At 61.1% G+C, this 22,795-nt stretch carries 20 protein-coding genes, 2 tRNA genes and 6 pseudogenes; 15 read left to right on the top strand and 13 right to left on the bottom strand.

Features of this window, described 5'->3' with window-relative positions:
• Positions 1–159: 159 nt before the first annotated feature.
• Positions 160–486: a hypothetical protein gene (locus ACYP5B_RS08350; protein ID WP_459569261.1), complete on the top strand. Its 327-nt coding sequence runs from the start codon at positions 160–162 to the stop codon at positions 484–486.
• A gap of 128 nt (positions 487–614) precedes the next feature.
• Here ACYP5B_RS08350 and ACYP5B_RS08345 read toward each other — a convergent pair whose 3' ends face one another.
• Positions 615–1,037, bottom strand: a complete 423-nt coding sequence (locus ACYP5B_RS08345) for an ACT domain-containing protein (protein WP_459569260.1) — start codon at positions 1,035–1,037, stop codon at positions 615–617.
• 152 nt (positions 1,038–1,189) lie between these two features.
• Positions 1,190–1,627, bottom strand: coding sequence for a universal stress protein (locus ACYP5B_RS08340; RefSeq protein ID WP_441621701.1), 438 nt, complete (start codon positions 1,625–1,627; stop codon positions 1,190–1,192).
• A 397-nt stretch (positions 1,628–2,024) separates the two neighbouring features.
• On the opposite strand from ACYP5B_RS08340, the gene ACYP5B_RS08335 reads away from it, so the two are divergent.
• Genes ACYP5B_RS08335 through ACYP5B_RS08305 form a run of 7 tightly spaced genes read left to right on the top strand, consistent with a single transcriptional unit; the run spans position 2,025 to position 9,473 of the window.
• Positions 2,025–2,303, top strand: a complete 279-nt coding sequence (locus ACYP5B_RS08335) for a ribbon-helix-helix protein, CopG family (protein WP_459569259.1) — start codon at positions 2,025–2,027, stop codon at positions 2,301–2,303.
• A gap of 3 nt (positions 2,304–2,306) precedes the next feature.
• On the top strand, positions 2,307–4,331 hold the full coding sequence (gene hyfB, locus ACYP5B_RS08330) for a hydrogenase 4 subunit B (RefSeq protein WP_459569258.1): 2,025 nt from the start codon (positions 2,307–2,309) through the stop codon (positions 4,329–4,331).
• A 7-nt stretch (positions 4,332–4,338) separates the two neighbouring features.
• Complete coding sequence (locus ACYP5B_RS08325; protein ID WP_459569257.1) at positions 4,339–5,286, top strand: respiratory chain complex I subunit 1 family protein; 948 nt, start codon at positions 4,339–4,341, stop codon at positions 5,284–5,286.
• Between the two features lies 1 nt (position 5,287).
• Complete coding sequence (locus ACYP5B_RS08320) at positions 5,288–5,947, top strand: formate hydrogenlyase (RefSeq protein WP_267600419.1); 660 nt, start codon at positions 5,288–5,290, stop codon at positions 5,945–5,947.
• A 1-nt stretch (position 5,948) separates the two neighbouring features.
• Positions 5,949–7,403, top strand: coding sequence for a hydrogenase 4 subunit F (locus ACYP5B_RS08315; RefSeq protein WP_267600420.1), 1,455 nt, complete (start codon positions 5,949–5,951; stop codon positions 7,401–7,403).
• A gap of 4 nt (positions 7,404–7,407) precedes the next feature.
• The gene (locus ACYP5B_RS08310; protein ID WP_459569256.1) at positions 7,408–8,955 is read left to right on the top strand and encodes a hydrogenase large subunit; all 1,548 of its coding nucleotides are present in this window, start codon (positions 7,408–7,410) and stop codon (positions 8,953–8,955) included.
• The gene (locus ACYP5B_RS08305; protein ID WP_459569255.1) at positions 8,955–9,473 is read left to right on the top strand and encodes an NADH-quinone oxidoreductase subunit B family protein; all 519 of its coding nucleotides are present in this window, start codon (positions 8,955–8,957) and stop codon (positions 9,471–9,473) included. Before ACYP5B_RS08310 ends, ACYP5B_RS08305 begins: the two co-directional genes overlap by 1 nt.
• Positions 9,474–10,308: 835 nt before the next feature.
• On the opposite strand, the pseudogene ACYP5B_RS08300 reads toward ACYP5B_RS08305, so the two are convergent.
• The 3 genes and pseudogenes from ACYP5B_RS08300 to ACYP5B_RS08290 all read right to left on the bottom strand — a co-directional run.
• Positions 10,309–10,571 (bottom strand): annotated as a pseudogene (locus ACYP5B_RS08300) (phage integrase family protein); the annotation flags it as partial.
• A 589-nt stretch (positions 10,572–11,160) separates the two neighbouring features.
• A complete protein-coding gene (locus ACYP5B_RS08295) occupies positions 11,161–11,754 on the bottom strand; it encodes a c-type cytochrome (protein ID WP_459569269.1) in 594 nt (197 codons plus the stop codon).
• Positions 11,755–11,868: 114 nt separating this feature from the next.
• Positions 11,869–12,018, bottom strand: a pseudogene (locus ACYP5B_RS08290) (IS6 family transposase); the annotation flags it as partial.
• On the opposite strand from ACYP5B_RS08290, the gene ACYP5B_RS08285 reads away from it, so the two are divergent.
• Positions 11,972–12,184 carry a hypothetical protein gene (locus tag ACYP5B_RS08285; RefSeq protein ID WP_459569270.1) on the top strand — a complete coding sequence of 71 codons (213 nt, stop codon included), beginning with the start codon at positions 11,972–11,974 and terminating at the stop codon, positions 12,182–12,184. The pseudogene ACYP5B_RS08290 and the gene ACYP5B_RS08285 overlap by 47 nt on opposite strands.
• Before the next feature lie 149 nt (positions 12,185–12,333).
• Positions 12,334–12,906 carry a hemerythrin domain-containing protein gene (locus ACYP5B_RS08280; RefSeq protein ID WP_459569254.1) on the top strand — a complete coding sequence of 191 codons (573 nt, stop codon included), beginning with the start codon at positions 12,334–12,336 and terminating at the stop codon, positions 12,904–12,906.
• 398 nt (positions 12,907–13,304) lie between these two features.
• Here the strand turns inward: ACYP5B_RS08280 and ACYP5B_RS08275 are convergent, their stop codons facing one another.
• The 3 genes and pseudogenes from ACYP5B_RS08275 to ACYP5B_RS08265 form a co-directional block, all read right to left on the bottom strand.
• A complete protein-coding gene (locus ACYP5B_RS08275; RefSeq protein ID WP_459569253.1) occupies positions 13,305–14,381 on the bottom strand; it encodes an MBL fold metallo-hydrolase in 1,077 nt (358 codons plus the stop codon).
• A gap of 433 nt (positions 14,382–14,814) precedes the next feature.
• On the bottom strand, positions 14,815–15,270 hold the full coding sequence (locus tag ACYP5B_RS08270) for a universal stress protein (protein ID WP_459569252.1): 456 nt from the start codon (positions 15,268–15,270) through the stop codon (positions 14,815–14,817).
• 473 nt (positions 15,271–15,743) lie between these two features.
• A pseudogene (locus ACYP5B_RS08265) lies at positions 15,744–15,875 on the bottom strand (DNA-binding protein); the annotation flags it as partial.
• Between the two features lie 729 nt (positions 15,876–16,604).
• Here ACYP5B_RS08265 and ACYP5B_RS08260 point away from each other — a divergent pair.
• Together ACYP5B_RS08260 and ACYP5B_RS08255 are read left to right on the top strand one after the other, a co-directional pair.
• Positions 16,605–16,886: a hypothetical protein gene (locus tag ACYP5B_RS08260; RefSeq protein WP_267600711.1), complete on the top strand. Its 282-nt coding sequence runs from the start codon at positions 16,605–16,607 to the stop codon at positions 16,884–16,886.
• Between the two features lie 527 nt (positions 16,887–17,413).
• Positions 17,414–17,717, top strand: a pseudogene (locus ACYP5B_RS08255) (EthD family reductase).
• Positions 17,718–17,950: 233 nt separating this feature from the next.
• Here ACYP5B_RS08255 and ACYP5B_RS08250 read toward each other — a convergent pair.
• The 3 genes and pseudogenes from ACYP5B_RS08250 to ACYP5B_RS08240 form a co-directional block, all read right to left on the bottom strand.
• Positions 17,951–18,202, bottom strand: a complete 252-nt coding sequence (locus ACYP5B_RS08250) for an H-NS histone family protein (protein ID WP_459569268.1) — start codon at positions 18,200–18,202, stop codon at positions 17,951–17,953.
• Positions 18,203–18,270: 68 nt separating this feature from the next.
• Positions 18,271–18,540, bottom strand: a pseudogene (locus ACYP5B_RS08245) (DNA-binding protein); the annotation flags it as partial.
• Between the two features lie 183 nt (positions 18,541–18,723).
• A complete protein-coding gene (locus ACYP5B_RS08240; protein WP_459569251.1) occupies positions 18,724–18,975 on the bottom strand; it encodes a hypothetical protein in 252 nt (83 codons plus the stop codon).
• A gap of 139 nt (positions 18,976–19,114) precedes the next feature.
• Between ACYP5B_RS08240 and ACYP5B_RS08235 the strand changes: the two genes are divergently transcribed.
• The 3 genes and pseudogenes from ACYP5B_RS08235 to hmpA all read left to right on the top strand — a co-directional run bounded on the left by ACYP5B_RS08235 (position 19,115) and on the right by hmpA (position 21,155).
• Positions 19,115–19,378: a hypothetical protein gene (locus ACYP5B_RS08235; protein WP_459569250.1), complete on the top strand. Its 264-nt coding sequence runs from the start codon at positions 19,115–19,117 to the stop codon at positions 19,376–19,378.
• Between the two features lie 41 nt (positions 19,379–19,419).
• Positions 19,420–19,545: pseudogene (locus ACYP5B_RS08230) on the top strand (IS110 family transposase); the annotation flags it as partial.
• Positions 19,546–19,943: 398 nt separating this feature from the next.
• Positions 19,944–21,155 carry an NO-inducible flavohemoprotein gene (gene hmpA / locus ACYP5B_RS08225; RefSeq protein WP_459569249.1) on the top strand — a complete coding sequence of 404 codons (1,212 nt, stop codon included), beginning with the start codon at positions 19,944–19,946 and terminating at the stop codon, positions 21,153–21,155.
• Positions 21,156–22,462: 1,307 nt separating this feature from the next.
• Here hmpA and ACYP5B_RS08220 read toward each other — a convergent pair.
• Together ACYP5B_RS08220 and ACYP5B_RS08215 are read right to left on the bottom strand one after the other, a co-directional pair.
• Positions 22,463–22,541: transfer RNA gene (locus tag ACYP5B_RS08220), tRNA-Ile, on the bottom strand.
• A 2-nt stretch (positions 22,542–22,543) separates the two neighbouring features.
• A tRNA-Gly gene (locus ACYP5B_RS08215) sits at positions 22,544–22,619 on the bottom strand.
• Between the last annotated feature and the right edge of the window lie 176 nt (positions 22,620–22,795).

Below are 22,795 nucleotides of genomic sequence, written 5' to 3'. Positions count from 1 at the left end.
GGCCTCGGCATCGCACTGATAATGACCACTGCGAGGCATCCCGAGATGCCTACCGCCCCAATCGGGACCTTCCATGCGTGGTGCTGGCCTCAATCTCATCCTTGGCTTTACGGCATGCCGAGACCGGAGTCAGGGTCTGGCAACTATCGGGAGGCATCCATGCACAAGCCGGCGGTCACTTATCGCGTTACGCCGCGCGCAAAAGCGCTCGATGACGGTAGCTACCAACCGAAGGTGCTGGTGGCTATCTATCGGGGTGACGCCTTGCTTAGAGATGTCGCGCTTTACGCGAGATGCGACGCTTGTCCGCTGCGCGTCACTGCGGCAAGGCTTGCTGAAGCGCTGGCCTTGCGGATTCAGGCGGTGCTCAAGGATGTACAAGAGACGGATGACGTCGCCACGGCCGCTATTCAGACACTATTGCGACGCATTGGGCTCAGGACGAGCCTACGATCAGCCACCATGCGTGGTGCTGGCGTCAACTAGCCGGATTCGGCAACAGGCAGGGTGGCGCAGGACCGCAGATCCATGCCCTTCAAGCGGGCCATGTGAATACGTCTCCTCGGCGCTCCGGCGCCCCACTACTACTCTCCTTGATGCATGAGCGCTGGACCTCAGGCAGCCTGGAGAACCTCAACTACCTTATTGGTTTCGGTTTGCGAGTCGACTGCCGCATAGGCGACAAACTGCGTACCGATCACCGAAGCGGAGAACCCGCGGAGGTTCAAATTCGCTTTGGCAAGCTTCTCCGTCAGCGCCGATGTGATGCCCGGTTGGTTGATCCCCATCACACGAACGCAGTGCAGCGTTTGTGTCACGTTGAAGCCAACCAGAGCCGCGGCCACAATCTCTCTATCACCCTGTAGTGGGGTGACAAATACAACGCCCTCGCCAGGCTTGTCCGGATTGCGCCGCGCGATGATGAGTTGCAGGTCGGCTCCCGCATCGCGCAAGGGGGCCAAGGCCCCGGCCAGTCCGCCTGGCTTATCCGGAATCCCTGCCACCCAAACCTCCACCTGTTCCACAAGCAGTTCCATGGTCGCCTCTCCGTCCTCCATACGGCCAGTGGAGATGGTCACTCCCCCGGTCGGTTCGTAGTCCTGTCGCCGCTTGCTTCCAGGCGAATGGACGTCCATGGCATTGCCAGCCCATTGTCGCCAATGCCTCACGCGCTTCGATGCCATGGTATCTAGCGATACACCAGTACAGGGATCTTGCTGTGAGTCAGGACCTTCTGCGTCTCACTGCCGATCACCAGTCCCTGCACGCCGCGCCGCCCATGCGACGCCATCACGATGAGGTCACAGCCCTTATCCTCGGCTGTTTTGATGATGGCTTCGTACGGGTGATCGTTGACCAGATACGTCGTATCACAGGGCACCCCTGCGGCGGCGGCTTCGCTCGCCACGCCTTGTAGATATTTCGTGGCCTCCTCCCAGGATTCCTGCGTGAAACGCTCTCGGGTGTCCGTCAGCATTTCAGTGTGATAGGTCAGAACATGGTAGTTCGGGCCAACCCGAAGCGCCGTAACCCGGGCGTTCATTTGCTGCGCAAGGGCAAGCGCCTTATGGCAGGCGGCATCAGATAGAAAAGAGCCATCGACCGCGAGCAGAAGATGCGCAAACATATCTTTCTCCTTGTCTGCCTGGATTCGAGGCCATCGAAAGAGTCGATCACCGTTCCCTATCGCCCACGCCTCGTCACCCTCAGGCAGATGAGGGTTCTCGCGAAATGCCACGTGAGCAAAGGTTCCAAAGACCAGCTAGGGCGCGCCTGCGCACAAGGTCATTCTGGTACGGAATATGTTAATAAGATTAACATGTTGATTACACTGCTACTGCATTACATTAGGTTCTGTAGCATATGCAATCTTCATTCCGTATGCTAGGTTGTCGCAAGCAATTAGCGACCTTTGCCGTCGCTTCATTGACGGTGAGCCGCGGCGGCGGCAAGCACTTTTGGGTCGCACGGCGTTCATGTATGATGTGACGCATCTGACCATCGTATTGGCATGTTGAGGCTCCATGGAGATCAAGACTGCTCGGCTGACGCTGCTCATCGATCCCAACAAGAAGGCCGCTTTCGAGCGCCTTTGTGCACAACAGGATCTGACGGCATCGCAGGTGGTGCGCCAGCTCATCCGCGAATACCTCGCTCAACATGGGGTCCAGTACGTGCCCAGCGGGTTGCACGCGGGCAATACCGAGCCTGCTGACGACGGAACACCGCCGCAAGCACAGGCACCGGCGCAGGCCGAAGCGCCTCCCCCCACCAGACGGCGCGCCACACGTCGCAAGGCCTAGGCCATGAGCAGCGTGCCCCCCGTCGCACAATGGCTCCATATCGACTGGGTGCTTGTTGTTGTGGGGGCTTGGTTGTTCGTCGGGGCCGCAGGCGTTGCCGCGCTGCAGCAACTGACCCTCGTGTCTCGCGTTCTTTTCCCGCTCGGCGGATTGCTTGGGCTGGCGCTTTTCGGCCTGGCACTTGCCGCTGTGCTTGGCACGCCCGAGGTCGCCGTACTAGCCATTGGACTGCCAGCACTGCCCTTCCACATCCGGCTCGACAGCCTCTCCGCCTATTTCCTAATGGTGATCGGTGGTACGGCGGCGGGCATCTCTATATTTGCAGCCGGATATTTCCGCAAGGGTGAGGGCACGCCGCCAGGCTTGCTGTGCCTGGAATATCACCTGTTCCTGGCCAGCATGGCCGGTGTCATCCTGGCCGACGATGCCTACTCGTTCATGGTCATGTGGGAGACCATGGCGCTGTCGTCGTTCTTCCTGGTGACAGCAAACCACCGCATTCCAGAGGTACGCAGCGCCGGCTACCTTTACATCACGATGGCGCGTATCGGCGCGATCGCGATTCTGCTCTGCTTCGGTGTTCTGCAGGCCAACACGGGTGACTACACCTTCGCGAACATGCGTGACCAGGCTCTGACGCCCTTCTGGGCCTCGGTCGGCTTCCTGCTTGCCGTGTTCGGATTCGGCGCCAAGGCCGGCGTCCTGCCCTTGCATGTCTGGCTGCCGGAGGCACACCCGGCCGCGCCTTCGCCGGTCTCCGCGATGATGAGCGGCGTCATGCTCAATACAGCCATCTACGGGCTGTTGCGCGTGTCCTTCGACCTGCTGTGTATGCGTCTGTGGTGGTGGGGCGCGCTGCTTCTGGCCGTCGGCCTGGCCACTGCCCTATTCGGCGTCGTCTTTGCCGCGGTGCAGAGCGACATGAAGCGCTTGCTGGCCTATTCGTCCATCGAGAATATGGGCCTGCTGTTCGTCGCCACGGGCCTGACCCTGATCTTCTCGGCCTACGACATGAGACCGATGGCGGCACTGGCCCTGACCGCGACGCTCTATCACGTCGCAAGCCATGCCTTATTCAAGAGCCTGCTCTTCCTCGGCACGGGCAGCGTACTGCATGCCACCGCCGAGCGAAGTCTCGGCAAGCTGGGCGGGCTGATTCGGTATATGCCTTGGGTTGGCTGGCTCACGCTACTGGGCGCGCTGGCCAGCGCCGGGCTGCCTCCGCTCGGCGGTTTCGTGTCGGAGTGGCTGCTGCTGCAGAGCTTCCTGTTCACGCCAAGCCTGCCCGTGCCGCTGCTGACGATGCTGATCCCGGTGGTCGCTGCGCTAATCGCGCTGGTGGCGGCCCTGGCCGGCTACACGATGGTCAAGTTCTTCGGTGTGATCTTCCTCGGCCAGCCGCGCGAGCACAAACTCGCCCACGCACATGACGCCGGTCCCTGGGAGCGCGCAGGCATGATATGGCTCGCCCTCGGCTGTGTGATGCTTGGCCTGCTGCCGACGCAGTTCATCCAGCTGATCGACCCGGTAACGAAGCAGCTGGTTGCCGCCGGTTTGGGCGCCCGAGCGGCTACCAGCAGCTGGCTGCTGGCGCCGAGCAGCCTGAGTCAAGCCAGTTACGGGCCGGTGATCTTCCTCCTCGGCATCCTGACTAGCTTTGCGCTCGCCTACCTGCTCGTGCGCTGGCTTTACCATGGCCGGCTGCGCCGCGGCCCACCATGGGCCTGCGGATTTCCCTGGGGCACCGCACGCATGCAGGATACCGCCGAGGGTTTCGGCCAGCCAATCCGTCAGATCTTCGAACCCTTCTTTTTGATGCAGCGCGACCTGCCAACGCCATTCGATGAACAGCCGCGCTACCGGGTGACCGTCCAGGACCGCTTCTGGCGCTGGCTGTACTTACCCACTGTCGAATTGGCTTCATACCTGGCGCGACTGGCCGGCCTGATGCAGCAGGGGCGCATCTCGGTGTATCTGCTATATAGTTTTCTGACACTGATTGCCACGCTGCTGGCGGTGATGCGATGAGGTTGCCATGACGGTCTCCGGCTTGCTGTCGCAGTCGCTAGAAATCGCGATTTCGATCGCCCTGGCGCCGCTACTGATGGGTTGGGTCAATCAATGGCGTGCCTGGCTGCAAAACAAATCCGCGCCCAGCCTCTGGCAGCCATATCGCATGTTGCACAAACTGTTCAACAAGGAATCGGTGGTGGCCGACAACGCGTCGCCGCTGTTCCGCGCCACACCCTATGTGGTGTTCGGCTGTATGGCCCTGGCGTGCGCGATCATCCCAACACTCTCGACCGACCTCCCGCTGGCACCCGCGGCCGATGCGATCGCGCTGGTCGGCCTGTTCGCGCTAGCGCGGGTTTTCATTTCGCTGGCCGCGATGGACATCGGCACGGCCTTCGGCACCCTGGGGGCGCGGCGCGAGATGCTGATCGGGTTTCTGGCCGAACCCGCATTGCTGATGGTGCTGTTCTCGGCCTCGCTAGTTTCCAAGTCCACATCGCTCACCACCATTGTCGAGACACTCGCCCATCGTGACCTCGCGATCTACCCTGGGCTGGCCTTTTCCGGCGTTGCCTTCACCATGGTGTCGCTGGCGGAGAACGCCCGCGTGCCGGTCGACAACCCCGCCACGCATCTGGAGCTGACGATGATCCATGAGGCACTCCTCCTGGAGTACTCGGGCCGCCACCTGGCACTCATCGAGTGGGCGTCAAGCCTGAAGCTGTTCGCCTACTCCTGTATCGGACTGGCGTTGTTCTTCCCCTGGGGCATCGCAGAGGCCCAGGCGCCGATGTCCATGCTGCTGGCGCTGCCGGCGCTGCTGTTCAAACTCACCGTGGGAGGTATCCTGCTTGCCACGCTGGAGACAGTGAGTGCCAAGATGCGCATCTTCCGCGTCCCCGAGTTCCTGGCCACCGCCTTCTTGCTGGCGGTGATCGGCATGCTGGTGCATTTGCTGCTTGCCCGCTGACATGAGCACCTTGCTGACCCAGTTCGTCAACCTGCTTGGTGCGGTGCTGCTCATCCTAGCCTTCGGGATGATCTCGCAGCGCCGCGTCCTATCGCTAATCCACCTGTTCACGCTGCAGGGCGCCACCCTGGCATTGGCGACGGCCGTGGTTGGCTATGTGACCCGGCAGCCGGACCTGTACCTGTCGGCCGGCGTGACCTTCGTGCTCAAGGTGCTGCTGATCCCCTATCTCCTGCACCGCGTCATCGACCGGCTTGATATCCGTTGGGACGTGGAGACGCTGATCAATATTCCGACCATCATGCTGATCGGCATCCTGGTGGTGATCTTCGCGTTCAACCTGGCCATGCCGATCTCGCGGCTGTCGGTGAAGCTGGCCAGCGGCACGCTCGGCATCGCACTGGCCTGCGTACTGCTGTCGTTCCTGATGATGATTACCCGCTCGAAGGCAATACCGCAGGTCATCGGCTTCCTGGCAATGGAGAACGGCTTGTTCTTCGCCGCTACCTCGGCGACCTACGGCATGCCGATGGTGGTCGAGCTTGGTATCGCCCTGGACGTCCTGATTGGCGTGCTGATCCTGGGCGTGTTCATGTTCCAGATCCGCGAGCAGTTCGACAGCCTGGACATTCGCCATCTCGAGAAGCTGAAGGAGGACTGAGTTGATTGCGCTAGCCTTCCTGCTTGCAACCCCGCTCGCCGGCGGGCTGGTGCTGGCGCTGGTCGGTCATCGCGATCATGCGCGCGACGTCAATGTAGCGTTCAGCCTGGGCACCTTCATCGCGGCCTGCTTGCTCACCGGACGGATCATCGACGACGGTCCCACGCTCGTGTGGGACCGTGCGTTCTACATAGATGCCCTGAATGTGTTTCTCATTACGCTGACCGCGTTCGTGGGCCTGACCACGTCGATCTTCTCGCGGCCCTACATGCGCGTGGAGCGCGACCACGGCAAGATGACGCCGCCGCGACTGCGCCTGTACCACAGCATGTACCAGCTATTCACGTTCACGATGCTGCTGGCACTGACGACCAACAATATGGGCATCGTGTGGGTCGCGATGGAGGCCGCCACGCTGACCACGGTACTGTTGGTCAGTGTCTATCGGACCGCAGCCAGCCTCGAGGCGGCCTGGAAGTACTTCATCCTGTGCGGCGTGGGTATCGCCCAGGCGCTCTTCGGCACGGTGCTGCTCTACATGGCGGCCGAGCAGGTCATTGGCCCCGAGGGCGGCGCGCTGCTGTGGACCAACCTCGATGCGGTCAAGGGCCGGCTGGACCCGAATATCATCACCCTGGCGTTCGCCTTCCTGTTCATCGGCTATGGCACCAAGGTCGGCCTGGTGCCGGTGCACAACTGGCTGCCAGACGCGCATGCGGAGGGGCCGACCCCGGTGTCCGCCGTGCTGTCCGGCCTGCTGCTCAATGTGGCCCTCTACGCTATCCTGCGCTGCAAGGTGTTGACGGACGGCGCGCTGAACAACCATCTCACCGGCCACCTGATGATGGGCTTCGGCCTGGTTTCCGTCGTGGCGGCGGTCTTCCTCCTCATCCGCCAGCGGGACGTCAAGCGCATGTTCGCCTATTCGTCCATCGAACATATGGGCATGATGACCTTCGCATTCGGCATGGGCGGGCCGATCGCCAGCTTCGCCGGACTTCTGCACATGACGGTGCATTCGCTGGTAAAGTCCGCGATCTTCTTCGCCGTCGGCCATGCGGCGCAGAAAGCGGGCACGCAGGTGATGGACGAGATCTGCGGGCTGATCCGGGTCAGCCCCACGGTCGGCTGGGGCCTGATGTTGGGCGTGCTGGCCATCCTGGGCATGCCGCCTTTCGGGGTATTCGCCAGCGAGTTCCTGATCGTCACCACCGCGATGCGTGAGCAACCCTGGGCCACGCCCTTCCTGCTGGTCGCGCTCGGCTTGGCCTTTGCGTCGGTGTTCAGTCGCGTGCAGCCGATGGTCTTCGGCGAGACCACCCTGAAGCCCCTGGCGCACCCACCGGCGCTGGTCCCGGTGTTCCTGCACCTCGCACTCGGTTTGATGCTGGGTCTCTATATCCCGCCGTATCTGGATGCGTGGTACCGCCAGGCGGCCGCCATGCTGGGGAGTTGAACGTATGGCCCGGCCTGAACTTGGACTCGACCTGCATCGTCTGCCGGCAACGCTGCCCGTATGGCACGGGCTGGCCAGTCCCGCTGCATGGAGCGCGGCAGCGCGTACCGTCGCCGACACGGGAGGGCGCCTCATTTCCGTGTGGGGCGTCGACCGCAGCGCAGTGGGAGGGACGTTGGCGGCATGTGCCGCGTATGCCGTACCGGAGGGACTGGTCTGGCTCGAACTGCGGCTCGGCGACCCGGCGCAGGGGGTTCCGGATCTGGGCCGCATCTTCCCGTGTGCCGGGCGAATGCAGCGCGCCATGGCTGACCTCTCGGGCATCAATGTGCAAGGCAGCCGCGACCAGCGCCCTTGGCTGGACCATAGCCTGTGGCCGCAAGGGTCATTCCCCCTGCAACACGGGACGCAACCGCTGCCGGCCACGGGCAGACTGCCGGCGGACTACCCCTTCGTACGTGTCGATGGCGATGGCGTGCATGAGATCGCCGTCGGCCCGGTGCACGCGGGCATCATCGAACCCGGCCACTTCCGCTTTTCCGTCGTCGGTGAGAAGGTGCTGCGACTGGAAGCACATCTCGGCTACACGCACAAGGGCATCGAGCGCCGGTTCACCGAATTTGCGCCGATCGAAGCTTACCGGCTCGCAGGCCGCATCTCGGGCGACTCCACGGTGGCCTATGCCTGGGCCTACTGCATGGCGCTCGAGTCCGCGACGGGCAGCGAGATACCGGCAAGGGCAGCCTGGCTGCGTGCCATGATGCTGGAGCGCGAACGCGTGGCCAACCACCTGGGCGACCTCGGTGCCTTGGGCAATGATGCCGGTTTGGCCTTTGGGTTGGCCCAGTTCTCGCGGCTGCGCGAGGACTGGCAGCGGCTATCTGGGGAAGTCTTCGGCCACCGGCTCATCATGGATGCCGTGGTGCCCGGTGGCGTCGCCATCGATATGACGCCGTCAATGCTGGGCCGTCTGCGCAAGCAGTGCGATGGCATCGAGCGCGAGGTCCGCGTACTGCGGATCGTATATGACGAGCACGCTGGTCTACAGGACCGCTTTCTCAACACGGGGCGGGTGGCGCCACAACTCGCCGCCCAGCTTGGCCTCACGGGGCTCGCCGGGCGCGCCAGCGCGCAGGAGGCAGACCTGCGCTGCGATCATAAATGGCCGGCCTACGACTGTTTAGACGTCAAGATGGCCACGCACTGCAACGGCGATGTCGCCGCACGTGTGGCGATGCGCTTCGACGAGACGCTTGAATCCCTGCGGCTCGTTCGCGCCATCTGCTCGGAGCTGCCGGGTGGCGCGATATGTGGCGACCTCCGGATGCTGGACAAAATCTCCATCGGAGCAGGCTGGGTAGAGGGCTGGCGTGGTGAAGTCCTTGTCGCCCTCGAGATCGGCGGCGACGGCCGGATCTTGCGTTGCCACTGCCATGATCCCTCTTGGCAGAACTGGCCAGTGCTTGAACACGCCGTCATCGGCAATATCGTTCCGGACTTTCCGCTGATCAACAAGTCCTTCAATCTCTCCTATTCGGGGCACGACCTCTGATGTGGCGCCTCCTCAAGCAAATTGCCCGTACCGGCATCGTGACCGAGCCTGCGCCCCAGGCAGTCGATGCCGATGGCGGCGCCGCGATTCAACGCATCCACAAGGACATCCTCGATATTCTCGGTCAGGCGCTGGCGATTAGGGAGGTCGACGCGGGCTCGTGCAACGGCTGTGAGCTGGAAATCCACGCGCTCAACAACGCCTACTACAACATCGAAGGGCTTGGCATCAAATTCGTTGCCAGCCCGCGGCATGCTGACATGCTGCTGGTGACCGGACCGGTCTCGCGTCACATGGAAGAGGCTTTGCGGCGTACCTATGACGCGACGCCGGACCCAAAGCTCGTGGTCGCGATAGGTGACTGCGGCTGTACGGGCGGCATCTTCGGCGAGAGCTACGCGAGTTGCGGCCGCGTCGCCAACGTGATCCCCGTCGACTTCGCTGTGCCTGGCTGCCCGCCTACCCCTATCGAGATCCTGCGGGGGATACTAACCGCCGTGCAGCGGCGCAAAAGCTAAGTTATCTAAACGATAATCCTGGAGGATGACGATAAAGGAAGCGATGTACCCCGAATCCGCGTCATTATGGTCGCCTGCAGTCTTTAGTTTTACGTAGCTTCTGTGGATAGTTTTCCCTTCTGGACGCAGAGACCAGATCATCCGCGATGCGATTCATCATCTGCGCGGATCGCGCTGGACGACAACTTCGGCACCATGCGCGCAATGGCCGCCGCCGACATTGAGGTGCCGTGGCCAGTACAGCCGCGTAGGCCATCAGCGGCTCACTGTGCGATTTGGGTCGCGTCCCAGCGAAAGCCAACTGCAGTGGGCTGCTGTCAGTTTCCAGAAGAATTTCCGGCAACTATCCGCCTGAGTGCCGCTCGAAAAGCGCGCGTCGCAGGGCTTCGACGGAAGATTGCGGGACCATTGGCGCGAGCGCAGCGACGAGTGTGACCTCGATAAAGTAGCTATCTGCAGTTTCCGCCCGATCGTGCACCGGGGCAGTCATTTCAGAACCATCTTGTCTGAGGTAGCCGCTTCGCCCGGGCCATCCCTTTCCCTGCCACGAGAGGCGCCTTCGAGTCGCCTCTCGTCATTTCTCAGCTCGATTCACGAGTACCCGTTTTCTACGGCAAGAAACAACTGCGCACTCGCGGCCTGCCCCCAGTACGCCACCCGGCCAGCACAACTTCTTCTGCGCATGCATTGCGATCTCCAGGCTCTTGCCGCTCTACGTCACCCTGACGGGCGATCAACCCGAGACCGCGACGCACCCGTGACCCGGTTGGCACCCGAGTCGGCCGGATGGCCGCAAGCAGCCAGGTACGCTCCCCAGCCGCAAGCGTAGACGCTACCATGGCACGATAACTCCGCAATCGACGACGGCGATCGGGGCGTGAGCGCGCGCGGTAAGCCGCGGGTGTTGGGCGAAAAAGTCTTCGACCTGCCGGGCGCTCGCCGGGCCCAGGCCCGACACGATCGCCCACCAGCGGCGTCGGCGCGGCATGCGCACCGTCAGGTCTGCCAGCGTTTCGATGCCGTGCGCGCGTAGCGCGCTTGCACGGCACGCGGCGGTAGCCACTGGCCAATCTGGTCGCTGATCTGTGGTCGGGGGGCGCACGAAATCGCGCCACTCTGGAGACATCATCTTCGCCTCCTTTCCGGCCAACATGCCGCCGCTATGGGGCACCACATCGGGGCCATGGATCTCGGCGGCTACCGACACCGGCGGCGCTAGCCCATAGCACCATCCACAAAAGGGGTCATAAACGTAGTGAAGCGTTGCTCGCTTCTCCATTGAGTTCGCGTGGAATCTGCCGCATGCCGAGATAAGCCAGTTGCCAGTGGTCCATCGCGCTTTCTCCCAAGCGTGAGACGGACTGCCGAGATTAGCGACAACGAGACTGGGACGCAACGTACAGGCCAGGAAAGTGCCGTATTGAGCAACCAGCCGGACAAAAAATGGCAGACAGCAACCGATTGATTTAATGAATATTTCCCTAACACCTCCCCGTGGATTCTCATGAATGCTAGGGATCGCTATCCCGGTAACCTGCAGCAAAATCAAGGGGACCCCATCAAGAGGAGCCCAGGAAGAAATCGAAGCGCTGAGGGCAAAGCTGCGGAGCTTGGGCGCGCTGTGAGTCCGGAAGGCGATCCCGCGCGTTCAGCTGGCCCAGGGCGTTTTCAAGGCCGGCGGCGCGGCTCACCTGGACTGCAGGTAGGCAGCCACCGCCCTGGCGTCGTCGTAGCTCAGATCGTGTGCCACGGTGCTCATCACGGGCGAGTTGCCGCGCGAACGGTTCTTGAATACCTCGATCTGCCGCAGTAGATAAGCCTGGTGTTGCCCCGCCAGCCGCGGGAATGCGCCTGCACCCTGGGCTTGTGCGCCGTGGCATGAAGCACAAGCAGGTACCCCGCCGCCGGGGATGCCCTTCTCGAAGATGGCTTGCCCCCTGTCCATCAACTCGGGGGCACCGGTCGTGCCCGGCGTTGGGGCCTGCCTCGCGTAATAGGCCGCCAGCGACTGTATCGCCGCGTCGTCAAGCCGGGCGGCGATTCCCCACATATGCGTGCGCGCGTCGGTTTCCGCGCGGCCCTGCTCGCGAAACGCTTTGAGCTGCGCCTGCAGGTATTCAGGTGTCTGCCCATCCAGCCGCGGGTACATCGGCGATTCGCTGTGGCCATGCGGCCCATGACAGGTCGCGCATAGCTGCGCGAGCCTGGCGCCATCCTTGGCATGCACGGGCGGTATCGTTAGCGCCATGCCCGCGGCAAGAAGCAGGACATGTGTTCGCATACGGGTGAGGCAGGACGGTTTCATGGTCGTTTCAAGCCAGTAAGGTGTTTTTCGCCTTCCAAGGGTAAGACGTGCGATTCCAGCGCTTAACAACCTTCGGAGTGAACCGCTTTACATGACCTTCGTGTGCGCAAGCGACAGGCCGCGCTCGGCCATCATTTCAACGAGGTCTCGTAAGCTGAGCTTGTATCGCAGGTACCAGCACGCGCACAGGACGGTGACCTTCCCGGTCAAAGTACCACCCCTTGAACAAGCAGTCGATATCTCCCTGCTTACTCTTTGTGGGCTCGCGCTCGTCGAAATTCCCGCCGCCCCCGATTTGCACCAGAGCCGCACGCCGAAGAGGTTGATTGCCATGACAAAGATCATGGCGTCGATCCTTTTCGGCGTAATGGCCGCCGGAGCCAATCGCTGTGGGCCCATCTATTGACCTATATCAGTCCCTGCCTAGATACGCAGGACTAGTATTAATCGCATAGATCTCCTTGAGCGTTGTCGCGACCAGGCGTGCGCAGTTGCGCATCTTCGTTTTGGATCTAACGGCTTATCGCTTACTTGACCCGTTTGATGGAGCGCGTCATGACCGAACCACTCGCCGTATGGCATGCTGAGCACGTTAATTTCGCTCGCCTACTCGACCTTTTGGAAGAACACGTAGCTGCTTTCCACCGAGGGGAGCGCCCGAATTATGACCTGATGAGCACGATCCTCTACTACATGCGGAATTTTGGCGATCGCGTTCACCATCCCCGCGAGGATGTTGCGTATGCACGGCTTGTTGGGCGAGATCCAGGCATGCAATTGGTGGTTAACCGCCTTTTGCAAGAGCACCGCGTGATTGCTACAGCCGGCGAAGATCTCTTGAATCGGCTGAATGAGGCCGAGGGAGATATTATGATCCCGCGAGCGGCTCTAGAGGCGGCCACCGCCACTTACCTTGTGTATTATCGCAGCCACATTTCGGCTGAGGAGCGAGACGTAATGCCTCGCGCTGCGCAGCTGCTGACACAAGATGACTGGGCGGAAGTTGCTGCAACCGTTCCAGCTAGCCCCGATCCGCTCTTTGGGGACAATGTACAAGAGCGCTTCAAGGCACTACGCATGCAGATCGCGCATGAGGCGCGAGTGTCCAGACAGGATTCGACGTATTGATCTACCTACGCCGCTATCCAGGCTGTTCCAGAGCACGAGATTAGCGTTCTGACTGGCTTCGATGGCAACCACGCTCCCCCAACTCTTCTGGGGGAAATCAATGCGCAGGATCCTAAGTGGAATGGAATACCGCTCTTCTCACTCTTCAATGATGTATGTGGCTCCGCATGCTGGGATTGTGGCTGGAGCAATGGCGCATATTACTTCGATTGGAGATGGGCCGCATCCGCCCTAGCCTGGTCGTCGCTCAAGTCATGCGCCTCCGCGCTTCTTACCGGAACATTGATGCGCGCGCCGTCTTGAACGGTTTTCACTGGCACAAAAGCTACACTTCTTGCTGCCCCGCGAAGAGCAACCCCTGCACCTGAGCGCCATGACATGAAGCGCAGGCACGCGGCTCATTTCATGAGGTACCAGGCAACGCCATCGGTGTCGAGTTCCATCTCGACTTCGTCCCGATGCAGCAAATAATTGAGGTGCGCAACGCTCTCGCCGGTGGCCACATCCAGCAGATTGGGTTCGGATCCGATGGGGCGCGAGAACAACTGCGCAAATACGTCGACCGCGCGCCGGGGTCGACCCAGGGCGTGTCGCAGGCGATCGAGTGCGTTGTGCTGACTGCGTTTTAGATAGTCGAGCCGCCGGCAGAGTCCGTGGAATGGCGCATTGTGACCCGGGAGTACCAGAACGTCGTCTGGTATCTCCTGCTGCAGTTTGTCGAGTGACGCCAACCAGTCGCTCGTCGGATCGGCATCAGGCTCAGTGAAGTTGACAGAGACATTGGATGAGATATTAGGTAGTACCTGATCGCCAGAAATCAGCAACTTCAATTCTGGGCAATGGAAGCAGGCATGCTCCGGCGAGTGTCCGGCGCCAACGACGATGCGCCACACATGGCCTCCGATGCGCAACTCTTCGCCGTCGCGCACGCGCCGGTAACTGTCGGGTAATGCGTACACGTATTTGCCGAATCCGCCAAAGTAGGTACGGTAGACCTCGATCGCATCATCATCCCAGCCAGCCCTTCGATAGAAAATCACAGCGTCGTCGGGCATCTCGCGGCCGATATAAGCCACTACGATCCTGCACGTGAGGTATTCTGTCCGGGTCATCCAGAGCTGGCAGCCGAACCTTCGCGTCAGCCACCCTGCCAAACCGATGTGATCCGGATGCGCGTGCGTGACGAACAGCCGTGTCAGCTCTCCTTGTGCCAGAGCCCCGTAGCCTGCAAACAACTTGCGCCATGCCTCTGTCGTGTCGCCAGTCTGCAGCCCGGCGTCGAAGACCGCCCAACCGTTATCGTCGCGCACAGCCCACAAGTTAACATGATCCATCAGGCTGAGCGGCATCGGCATTCGTATCCAAAGAACCCCTGCCGCAATCTCACACGCCGCCCCCGGCACGGGCGCCTCGCCGCATGGGTAGTCCAGAACCGGTTTGCTCTTGAAAGGAGTGACCAGGGTATCGTCGCTCATTTTATCTCCCGCGCTTTTGATGCCCCAGGCGAGACGAATTTCCCAGCCTAAGAGAATCCTCACAATGCCCGGCTGCTGATCGATCTCGTTTTGCGCTACCGTCAGGCACCGGAAGCAGGCCGCCTTGTTCTTGGCTCATGACATCACGCGATGATGGATGCCATTTCCATTGCATCGCTGCTTCTGGGCCTCTCTTCTCGTCTTATTGATGCCGGAAACGTCTTGGGGGCGAGCACGGGCATCGGCCTAATTAAACGACAGTCTCTGCTCATCGATTTGTACTAACTGACGATGATGCAGGCGTATTTCGGCGGCCGAACTTGCCGCAGCGGCCCTCCGTGTTGACGTCGCGCCTCTGCCCTACCCCGCATCAGTCGTCACGCCGCCGCCCTACGCTTTAAAAAGATGGTTAGTGCAGAGCATCGGACGGGCTTCATTCTGTGGAAGGCTCGCGCACCAGTAGCACAGGCGCGCTGCACTCGCGCACCAGGGCTTCAGCGACGCTACCAAGCAGGACGCGCCGCATGGCGCGGCGTCCGTGCGTTCCGACCACGATGAGCTCGGCCCCGCATTCTTGCGCGGCTTGTTCGATTGCAATAGAGACATCGCCTAAAGCCAGGAGATTGTCGACCAGGCGCGTCTTGTTACGCACGCCCTGGGCGTGGGCAGTGGCCTGGGCTTCGGCGAGCAGTTTCTGGCCGCTCTCAATCAAGCTCTTGCGCAGATCTCCCACATCGAAAGAGCCCACGTCGTATTTCAGGTAACTGTTGTCGACGACGTGAATGATCTCCAGATCGGCGTCGCAAGCCCGGGCCATGCGAACGGCTTCGCCCAGTGCGAGCGTCGAGCACTTGCTGCCGTCGACGGCGACCATGATCACTTTGTACATCTTGAGTCTCCTGCGGGAATATGTTCTTTAACCCTTGCACAAGTGCACGTCTGGCACGCGTGAGACCGCTGAGCCTGCGCGGTGGAACTCAGCACTACGGGATCCAGGCTGGCGCCGGGATCGAGATCATGGCTGTGTTCCGCCGGCCTGCGCAGCGTTTAACTTCAATTTAGTCGGTGCCCCGAATGAGCACTTGATACAAGTCAAGCGCTCGTGCCCGATCAGAGGCTGTCGGCCAAACACTCTCCCGACCGGGCAGCGTTCCTGCAAAACGGTCACCCCCGGGAGCTCGCGGTCGCAGCCTCCCACATAGACAACAGCGCCTGGAGGCTTGTGCCACATGCACGCCGTTGTCCTGCCGCAGCACGTTCGGTTGCATGCCCGACAGTTCCCGCGCCACCACCGGCGAGTGGTCGTCAGGAGCATGCAGGGGCGGCGCTGGCTCCTTGGCACCCAGCGTGACCAACAACCGGGTCGATCTCCCGCAGCGCGCGGCGCTCGGTGGCCTCGGCTCGTTCCTGCGCCACGGCCACCTGCTCGCGGGTGCGCTCCAGGTCCGTCGGGAATTAAGTACGCAACTCACCCAGCTGCCGCTCGAGCGCCTCTGCTCCAGCAGACGCCGGCGGGCACGCTATTGAGCGCCATACCTCAATGCGTTCCCGCCTGCGCAGACTCGGCGCGATCGGTTGGAGAACTTCATTGAGAGACTGGCGACGGAGATTGCCGAAGGGAGGTCGATCGCAACGGCGGAAAGGGAAGGCGCCTATCTGCGATGGTTGAGGCTTGTGCAGGGAGAGGGCGAGGTGGGGACTGGCGGGCTACTTCTTGTCGCAAACGCGGATGGCACACTGCACTACGCTCAATTGCTGGATCTGTTGGAGCTGCGCTTGGAACATGGACTTTGAATTGAGTTGCACGAGCAGAGTCTTCGCGATAGTCAGGAATCGAGGCATCCGAAGTAAGTATGCATCGCCTCAGATGCTCAAGATGCTGCCCCCTCGGCCCGCCTCATGCACACCTCGTACGGTGTGGACGCGCTCGGCGGCGTGCTCGCCCTGCTTGCGGCATTCCATGTCTGAACCTGAGCGGCCGGAAATTACAGAAAACTACCCTCACTCTCGATCTCGACGCATCGATATCAACGCATCAAAATCAGCCTCGGCGTCAACAAATCGTTACAAAGCACTCCCCGCCCCCTCGTCATCGCCGCCCGATTCCGCGGCGTTACTGGATCATGCGCGGCCAATCCTGCCGGGCATCAACAAGCAAGGGAGCTCACGGTGTTTACTCGCAAACTGATCGGAAGTGTGGCAATCGCTGTTCTGGCGGCAGGCATGGCTGGTGGCGCGATGGCAAACGATACCCAGTGGCAGAAGAATCACCCGCGTCGCGAGCAGGTCAACGGGCGTCTGGCCAACCAGAACGCTCGTATCCACCAAGAGGTCAAGGAAGGTGAAATGTCCCGCGGCCAGGCAGCTAAGCTGCACAGAGAAGATCACCAGATCCGCGCCGAAGAACGCACCATGGCAAGCCATGACGGCGGCCACATTACCCGTGCCGACCAGCGCGCCCTTAACCAGCAGGAAAACGCAGTGAGCAAGCAGATCGGCCGTTGATCGATCGCTAACGATTCGCGTTCTGGTATCACTGCTTGCCAGGCAAGAATCAAGAAGCAAGCCGACGACCCAGTCGTCGTAGCCCGCCGCCCGGCGGGCTTTTTTAGGTTTCGTCGCAGTAAGAGACCATTTGATAGCGGCGATGCCTACCCCCGCCTGACAAGTCAGGGGAATTCCATGCTCGAAGCCGTGCGCCGCATTCGTTAAGAGTCAGTCAGCTCGTGCCGAAGACCAAACGGAGCGCTCTCGGCACAGCGGCCGTAATTTCTGTAGCTAGTTGTCTATCAAGCGCCCGACCTCGAAGGATGGAATGGCGGGGGGCCTGACTTCGTAGCGTTCCACAGCGCGTGCCCCAAGCCATACCCCTGTCGACCCACGCCGGAACCCGCTGCGAACCACGGTTTTGTAGCGTTATGCATCAAGCGCACCGAACGATACGTGTCCTGACAGATATGGCTTTCACACGCTATAGGAAAGCTACACTAGCAGGCTCAGGCCCTATCTAACTCACGTCTGGAGAAACCACGATGGCAAAGCTAGTGGTGCCATACAAGAAGCCTGCGGACACGGCGGCGTTCGATTCATATTACTTCTCGACCCATGTTCCGATCGCCAAGAAGATCGCCGGCCTGCGACGCTGTCAGCAGCGGCCCGGTTAGAAGCCCGGCCGGCGATTCGCCATTTCACCTGGTTGCGGTGCTGAGCTTCGATTCGCTGGCGGCGCTCCAGCAGGCAATGGCTTCACCTGAGGGCGCCGCGGCAGCAACTGACGTGGCCAATTTCGCCCAGGCCGGCGTTGACATGCTCATATTCGACATGAAGGAAGTTTAGGCCGGCAGTTCACGGCCCATTTTCTTTGAGAAGGGGATGTGCCGCTATCACAAGGGCCATGGCAGGCGCCCGGGAGTTGTCGCCACACCGCGAGGGACGCGCGCATGTGATAGCGGTTTGGGCGAATCTTGGCATGCCCCCAACTTCACGCCATCGGGCATGGACCCTACCTCGGCGTCCCCAATTCTCGACGCCGTCGCAGGCCTCGAAACTAGCAGGGTCGCCTTCTTGTGCTACCCGACGCGGAAAAACTCTACCGTCTGCCCCGCATTGACCGCCCGCCGCAGCCAGTCCGGCATCTCGCCCGTCCCGTCCCAGCTCAGCCCCTCGGCATTGCGGTAGCAGACCGAGCGCGGGCTCGGCGGCGGCGCAAAGCACCCGGCCGCCTCCAACTCTTCCATCGTCAGCCCGTACTCGAGCATCTGCGCCCGGATCCAGCGGATCGCGTCCGCCCGCTCAATTTCCGTTGCCGTCGTTACCAACATGTGGGTTGAGGGGGAGCGCCGGCGCACCCGGTTCTTCATTCGCGATCGGCCCTTGGCCACCGGCCTTCCGCCGCGACCCGGGCCTCGCTGCGCGACTGTGCCAGTTCCGTGCGCAGGTCTTCGGCCGCGTGCTCGTTCTTCTGCCGCGCGGTGGGCTCCTGATCGAGCGCGCAGCGCGCGCCGCTCGCTGGCTTCGGCGCGTTCCTGGGCGATGCTTACCTGCTCGCGCCCGTTCCAGTTCGGTCGAGAATTGGGTACGCAGCTCCACCAGCTGCCTCCAACTCCGCCCGCCCAGCCTCCAGCCGCGCCTAGGTTGCGGCATGCGCTTGCCGCTCGGCATGACGCGCCTCTGATGTTCACCTTGTAACCCCACTGCGGTAAGCGCCCTTGGCGAGGATATTCGCCAAGGCTGGGCGCGTGCGAGGGGCGCTTGCGAAGACGTCCCGGCCCAGCCGCATGTCGGCCATATACGCGCTCAGACACGGAGCGTGAACTGCAGACTGCTTAGGTTTTCTGCGAGTTCAGGACTCCATACACCGGGCACGCGGCGCCTCGTCAGCATCCGCTGCATCTTCGGAAATACGCCGATTCTGCAGGCGGCTGTGCTTGGCCTCGCATTGGATCAACATCATTGCCGCGGGATCCTCTTCACCGCCGGGAATGCCAGCCTCAGCAGCGACCCGCAGATATACTTGCCGGGAGGCAACGGCGACGATCACAAGGATGGCGCCGACACCGAAGGCTCGGACTGCAATTTGGAGGTATTGCGCCATGGCGAACTTCCACCGTATAGCAGGAGGTAATTGGCAGTGAGACTACACGAGGATGTCTCGGGACGGTGCCACGCCGTTGCGGGATTGACACAATACGTTTCGCCGCGGCGGGGTTGAATAGCACGTTGAGTGACACCGCATGGCGGTACTGAAGAGAATGTCCCGAAAAGCAATCGAGGCCTTACCGAACGGACACTACTGGGCCACGCCCCACGCGCCCTTTGCACTGGACGGTTCCAACGGCCATGATGAAGTCTTCCCCGGCGCCGAATGCATTAGCGACGGCAAATGGGTGACCTTCTATAAGGACGGGGAAGAAGTATGGGCGTGCAATGCCGTGTATGCCGCCGCCCATTTCGACTTTGCGCCGGTTCCAATCAACCGCTCGCCGACGGACAATTGAGGGTCGGATGGTTCCCCAGGCCGTGGGGTACGTTTCGCCCCCTACAAACAGTTGAGTCCATTGTTCGCGGATCGGGCGTTATGGAAGCCTGCAGCACAGCGCACCATTGGGCACGTCGCTTCCAGGCACTCGGCATTGAAGTCCGCCTAATCAGTCCACAGTATGTGCAAGGCGGTCGACCGCGGCATGGTGATGGGCGATGTGAAGCTGCTGGAGAAGCATGGAGGCAAGTCGGGCGACTGGGTGGCGGGGGCGGCTAAAGGATTGTTTTAGAAGCCTTAGTCTGACTCACGTCTTCACCCGCCCTGCTGACCAACTGCCTCAATGCCTTGACGGCAACGGCTGCCACGGTGTGACGAAAAATCGATCTTGCGACGCAAAGCGTAGACGATATCGATCTCCGCCTGGAAGTGCCGCAGTTCACGTTCATGCCTTCAACAACCGATGCGCGTTGCTCTGTCAAGAACGTCTCACCTAGACTTGACCTTGATCAAGGCGACGAGGTAGGCCACCGTCTAGCCTTCCCGATTTGGCGACCCCAACGCCCGCGCAACGGAGAGAAGCAATGTTGACCCAGAAGACGAAGGACATCGTAAAGGCCACGGCACCAGTGCTGGCCGAACACGGTAACGACATTATCAAGTGCTTCTATAAGCGCATGTTCGAAGCGCATCCCGAACTGAAGAACGTGTTCAACATGGCCCATCAGGAACAGGGCCAGCAGCAGCAGGCGCTGGCACGTGCGGTCTACGCCTATGCGGAGAATATCGAGGACCCAAGCAGCCTGATGGCCGTGCTGAAGAACATTGCCAACAAGCATGCGAGTCTGGGCGTCCGACCGGAACAATACCCCATCGTCGGGGAACACCTGTTGGCCGCGATCAAGGAAGTGTTGGGCAGTGCAGCAACCGATGAGATCATTTCGGCATGGGCACAAGCCTACGGGAATCTGGCCGACGTGCTGATGGGCATGGAAAGCGGGTTGTATGAGCGGTCCGCCGCGCAGTTGGGCGGCTGGACCGGCTGGCGTACCTTTGTCGTGCGTGAGAAGCGGCCCGAAAGCAATGTCATCACATCGTTCATCCTTGAACCTGCGGATGGTGGGCCGGTGGTGAACTTTGAACCCGGCCAATACATCAGCATTGCCGTCGAAGTGCCAGCACTAGGTTTGCAGCAGATTCGCCAGTACAGCTTGTCGGATATGCCCAATGGGCGCAGCTATCGAATCTCAGTGAAGCGCGAAAGCGGCGGTACGCAGCCACCGGGGTATGTATCGTGCCTGTTGCATGATCACGTCAATGTCGGAGACGAGGTGAAGCTAGCGGCACCCTACGGCAGCTTCCATATCGATGTCAACGCCAAGACACCCATTGTCCTGATCAGCGGCGGCGTAGGTCTGACCCCGATGGTCAGCATGCTCAAAAAGGCCATACAGGACCCGCAGCGGCAAGTGGTATTTGTGCATGGTGCGCGAAACAGCGGCGTGCACGCCATGCGTGACCGGCTGCGTGAAGCCGCCAAGACGTATGCCAATCTCGACGTGATCGTGTTTTACGATGACCCGCTGCCGCAGGATGTCGCGGGCCGGGACTACGATCACGCAGGGCTTGTCGATGTCAAAGCGATCAAGGATTCGGTCCTGCTGCCCGATGCGGACTATTACATTTGCGGCCCGATCCCGTTCATGCGGTTGCAGCACGACGCGCTGAAGGATTTGGGCATCCGTGAAGCACGCATCCACTACGAAGTGTTCGGCCCCGACCTGTTTGCCGAATAGCAGCGAAGCCGGTGGGAAGCGTTTAGGGTGCGAACAGGCTGCCCGTAATGTTTCCCACTGGCACGACCTTCGTCATATGGCGATAACCCGGCTGGCGGCAAAGCTACCGAACCTGAACGGGCCTGACAGGCAAAAAAACGCCCGGGATGCCGGGATGTGGCGCGGGCGGTAGCAGGTACTACAAGGGCATTTTGCCTTGATCTAAGAAATTCTAATGTCAGGATTAAACGGGTCTTTGTGCCGCAATTCTGCATCGCAAATCGAATCTGGTGCACATCAACTTCCGGGGTAGACCCGCACGGCGCCGGGTGGATGCCGAGCAGTCGACCAGGGCGCAGCATCGAAGACTTGCTCGCACTTCCGGGCATTCGGTGCCCATCAAATGAGCGCTTCCCCTTCTTCTGGCCAGTGGGTGCCAATAGGGGTGGAGATTCGAGGTCAACATTCTCGTTGGATCTTGAGGCTGACGCACCGGATGGCGCCCAGCAAGAACGATCAGCTACTTGCTTGGCGTACGTTGAGTTCGCGTGGTCCCTGCCGCTCGGCCGGAGCCCGCCCGTGCTGGGCCAGCTGGATGCGAGCCGCGTGATCGCTCCCGCGCGCTCCCGTCAAATGCCAGAACCTGACCTCGACTCGCCGCGCGTCTGTCGTGGCGCAGCTGGCGCGAATCCGTCCGCGCAGGCATCCCTGCCCTGCTGAAGCTGTCCGAGGTGTGAAAGAGACAGTTGTTCCTCGATGACTCCGAATCGGTGAACGCTTCAAACAGAGGGGCGGCCGGGATTCGTAATTATGCTCTGCAGAGCGTAATCCCTTTCCGGCCAACCCTCGGTATGGACCACGTTTATGGGAGAACCTGGCCTTTCCCCGGGCCGTGCGCCCCGGAACACGTATACCTTCCGAGTCCAGACCGCAGTATCGCGAAAGGGCATCAGGGCGCCATCGCTGCCATCGGCTCGGCGTTCGGGCGGATGCCGAGAGGTCTCAGATATATTCATGCTGGCGACGTACTGGCGTTCTTTCAGACCTTCAGTCCACTCGCCAAGTGACGTCTGTGTCTCGGATGCGGTGCGGCACTGCCTTCTTTCCGGGTTGCGGGCAGACGTAGGCGGGTAGATACTGACTGCGGGTGACTAAGGGTTACCCGATTTCTTCATGGACGTTTGGCCCTCTACCTGCCCGGCTGAGGGCTTTTTTTTGTGGGCGTATCTGCTATCGTGCTGCCTGCCGATGATAAAAGCCTTTACAGGGCTGATACTACATTAAGCCAAAATGGGAGGAATCAGAACGTAGAGCAGCCCTTCTTTAATTGGTGGGCCTCCCGTGAGTCGAACACGGCACCAACGGATTATGAGTCCGCTGCTCTAACCAGGCATGAGCTAGAGGCCCGATGGAGCGGGTAAAGGGAATCGAACCCTCGTCATAAGCTTGGAAGGCTTCTGCTCTACCATTGAGCTACACCTGCGCGCGATGCGCGGCATGATAGCAGCTACCCCAATCGGCGTGGCACGATTTGTTCGGTTGGACAACCTTAATCTTTCTGCGTTAGCCTCGAATTGCGGCCCCAAAGTAATCGGCTTGCCACGAGCGGTCATTAGGAGACGGCGCCATCTTGACGCCGCATTTATGCTCCCGCTCAGGAT

It is taken from the genome of Cupriavidus sp. 8B, from assembly GCF_054589115.1.
Note: the sequence above shows the minus strand (reverse complement) of the source record. Positions and strands in the feature narration are given on the sequence as shown.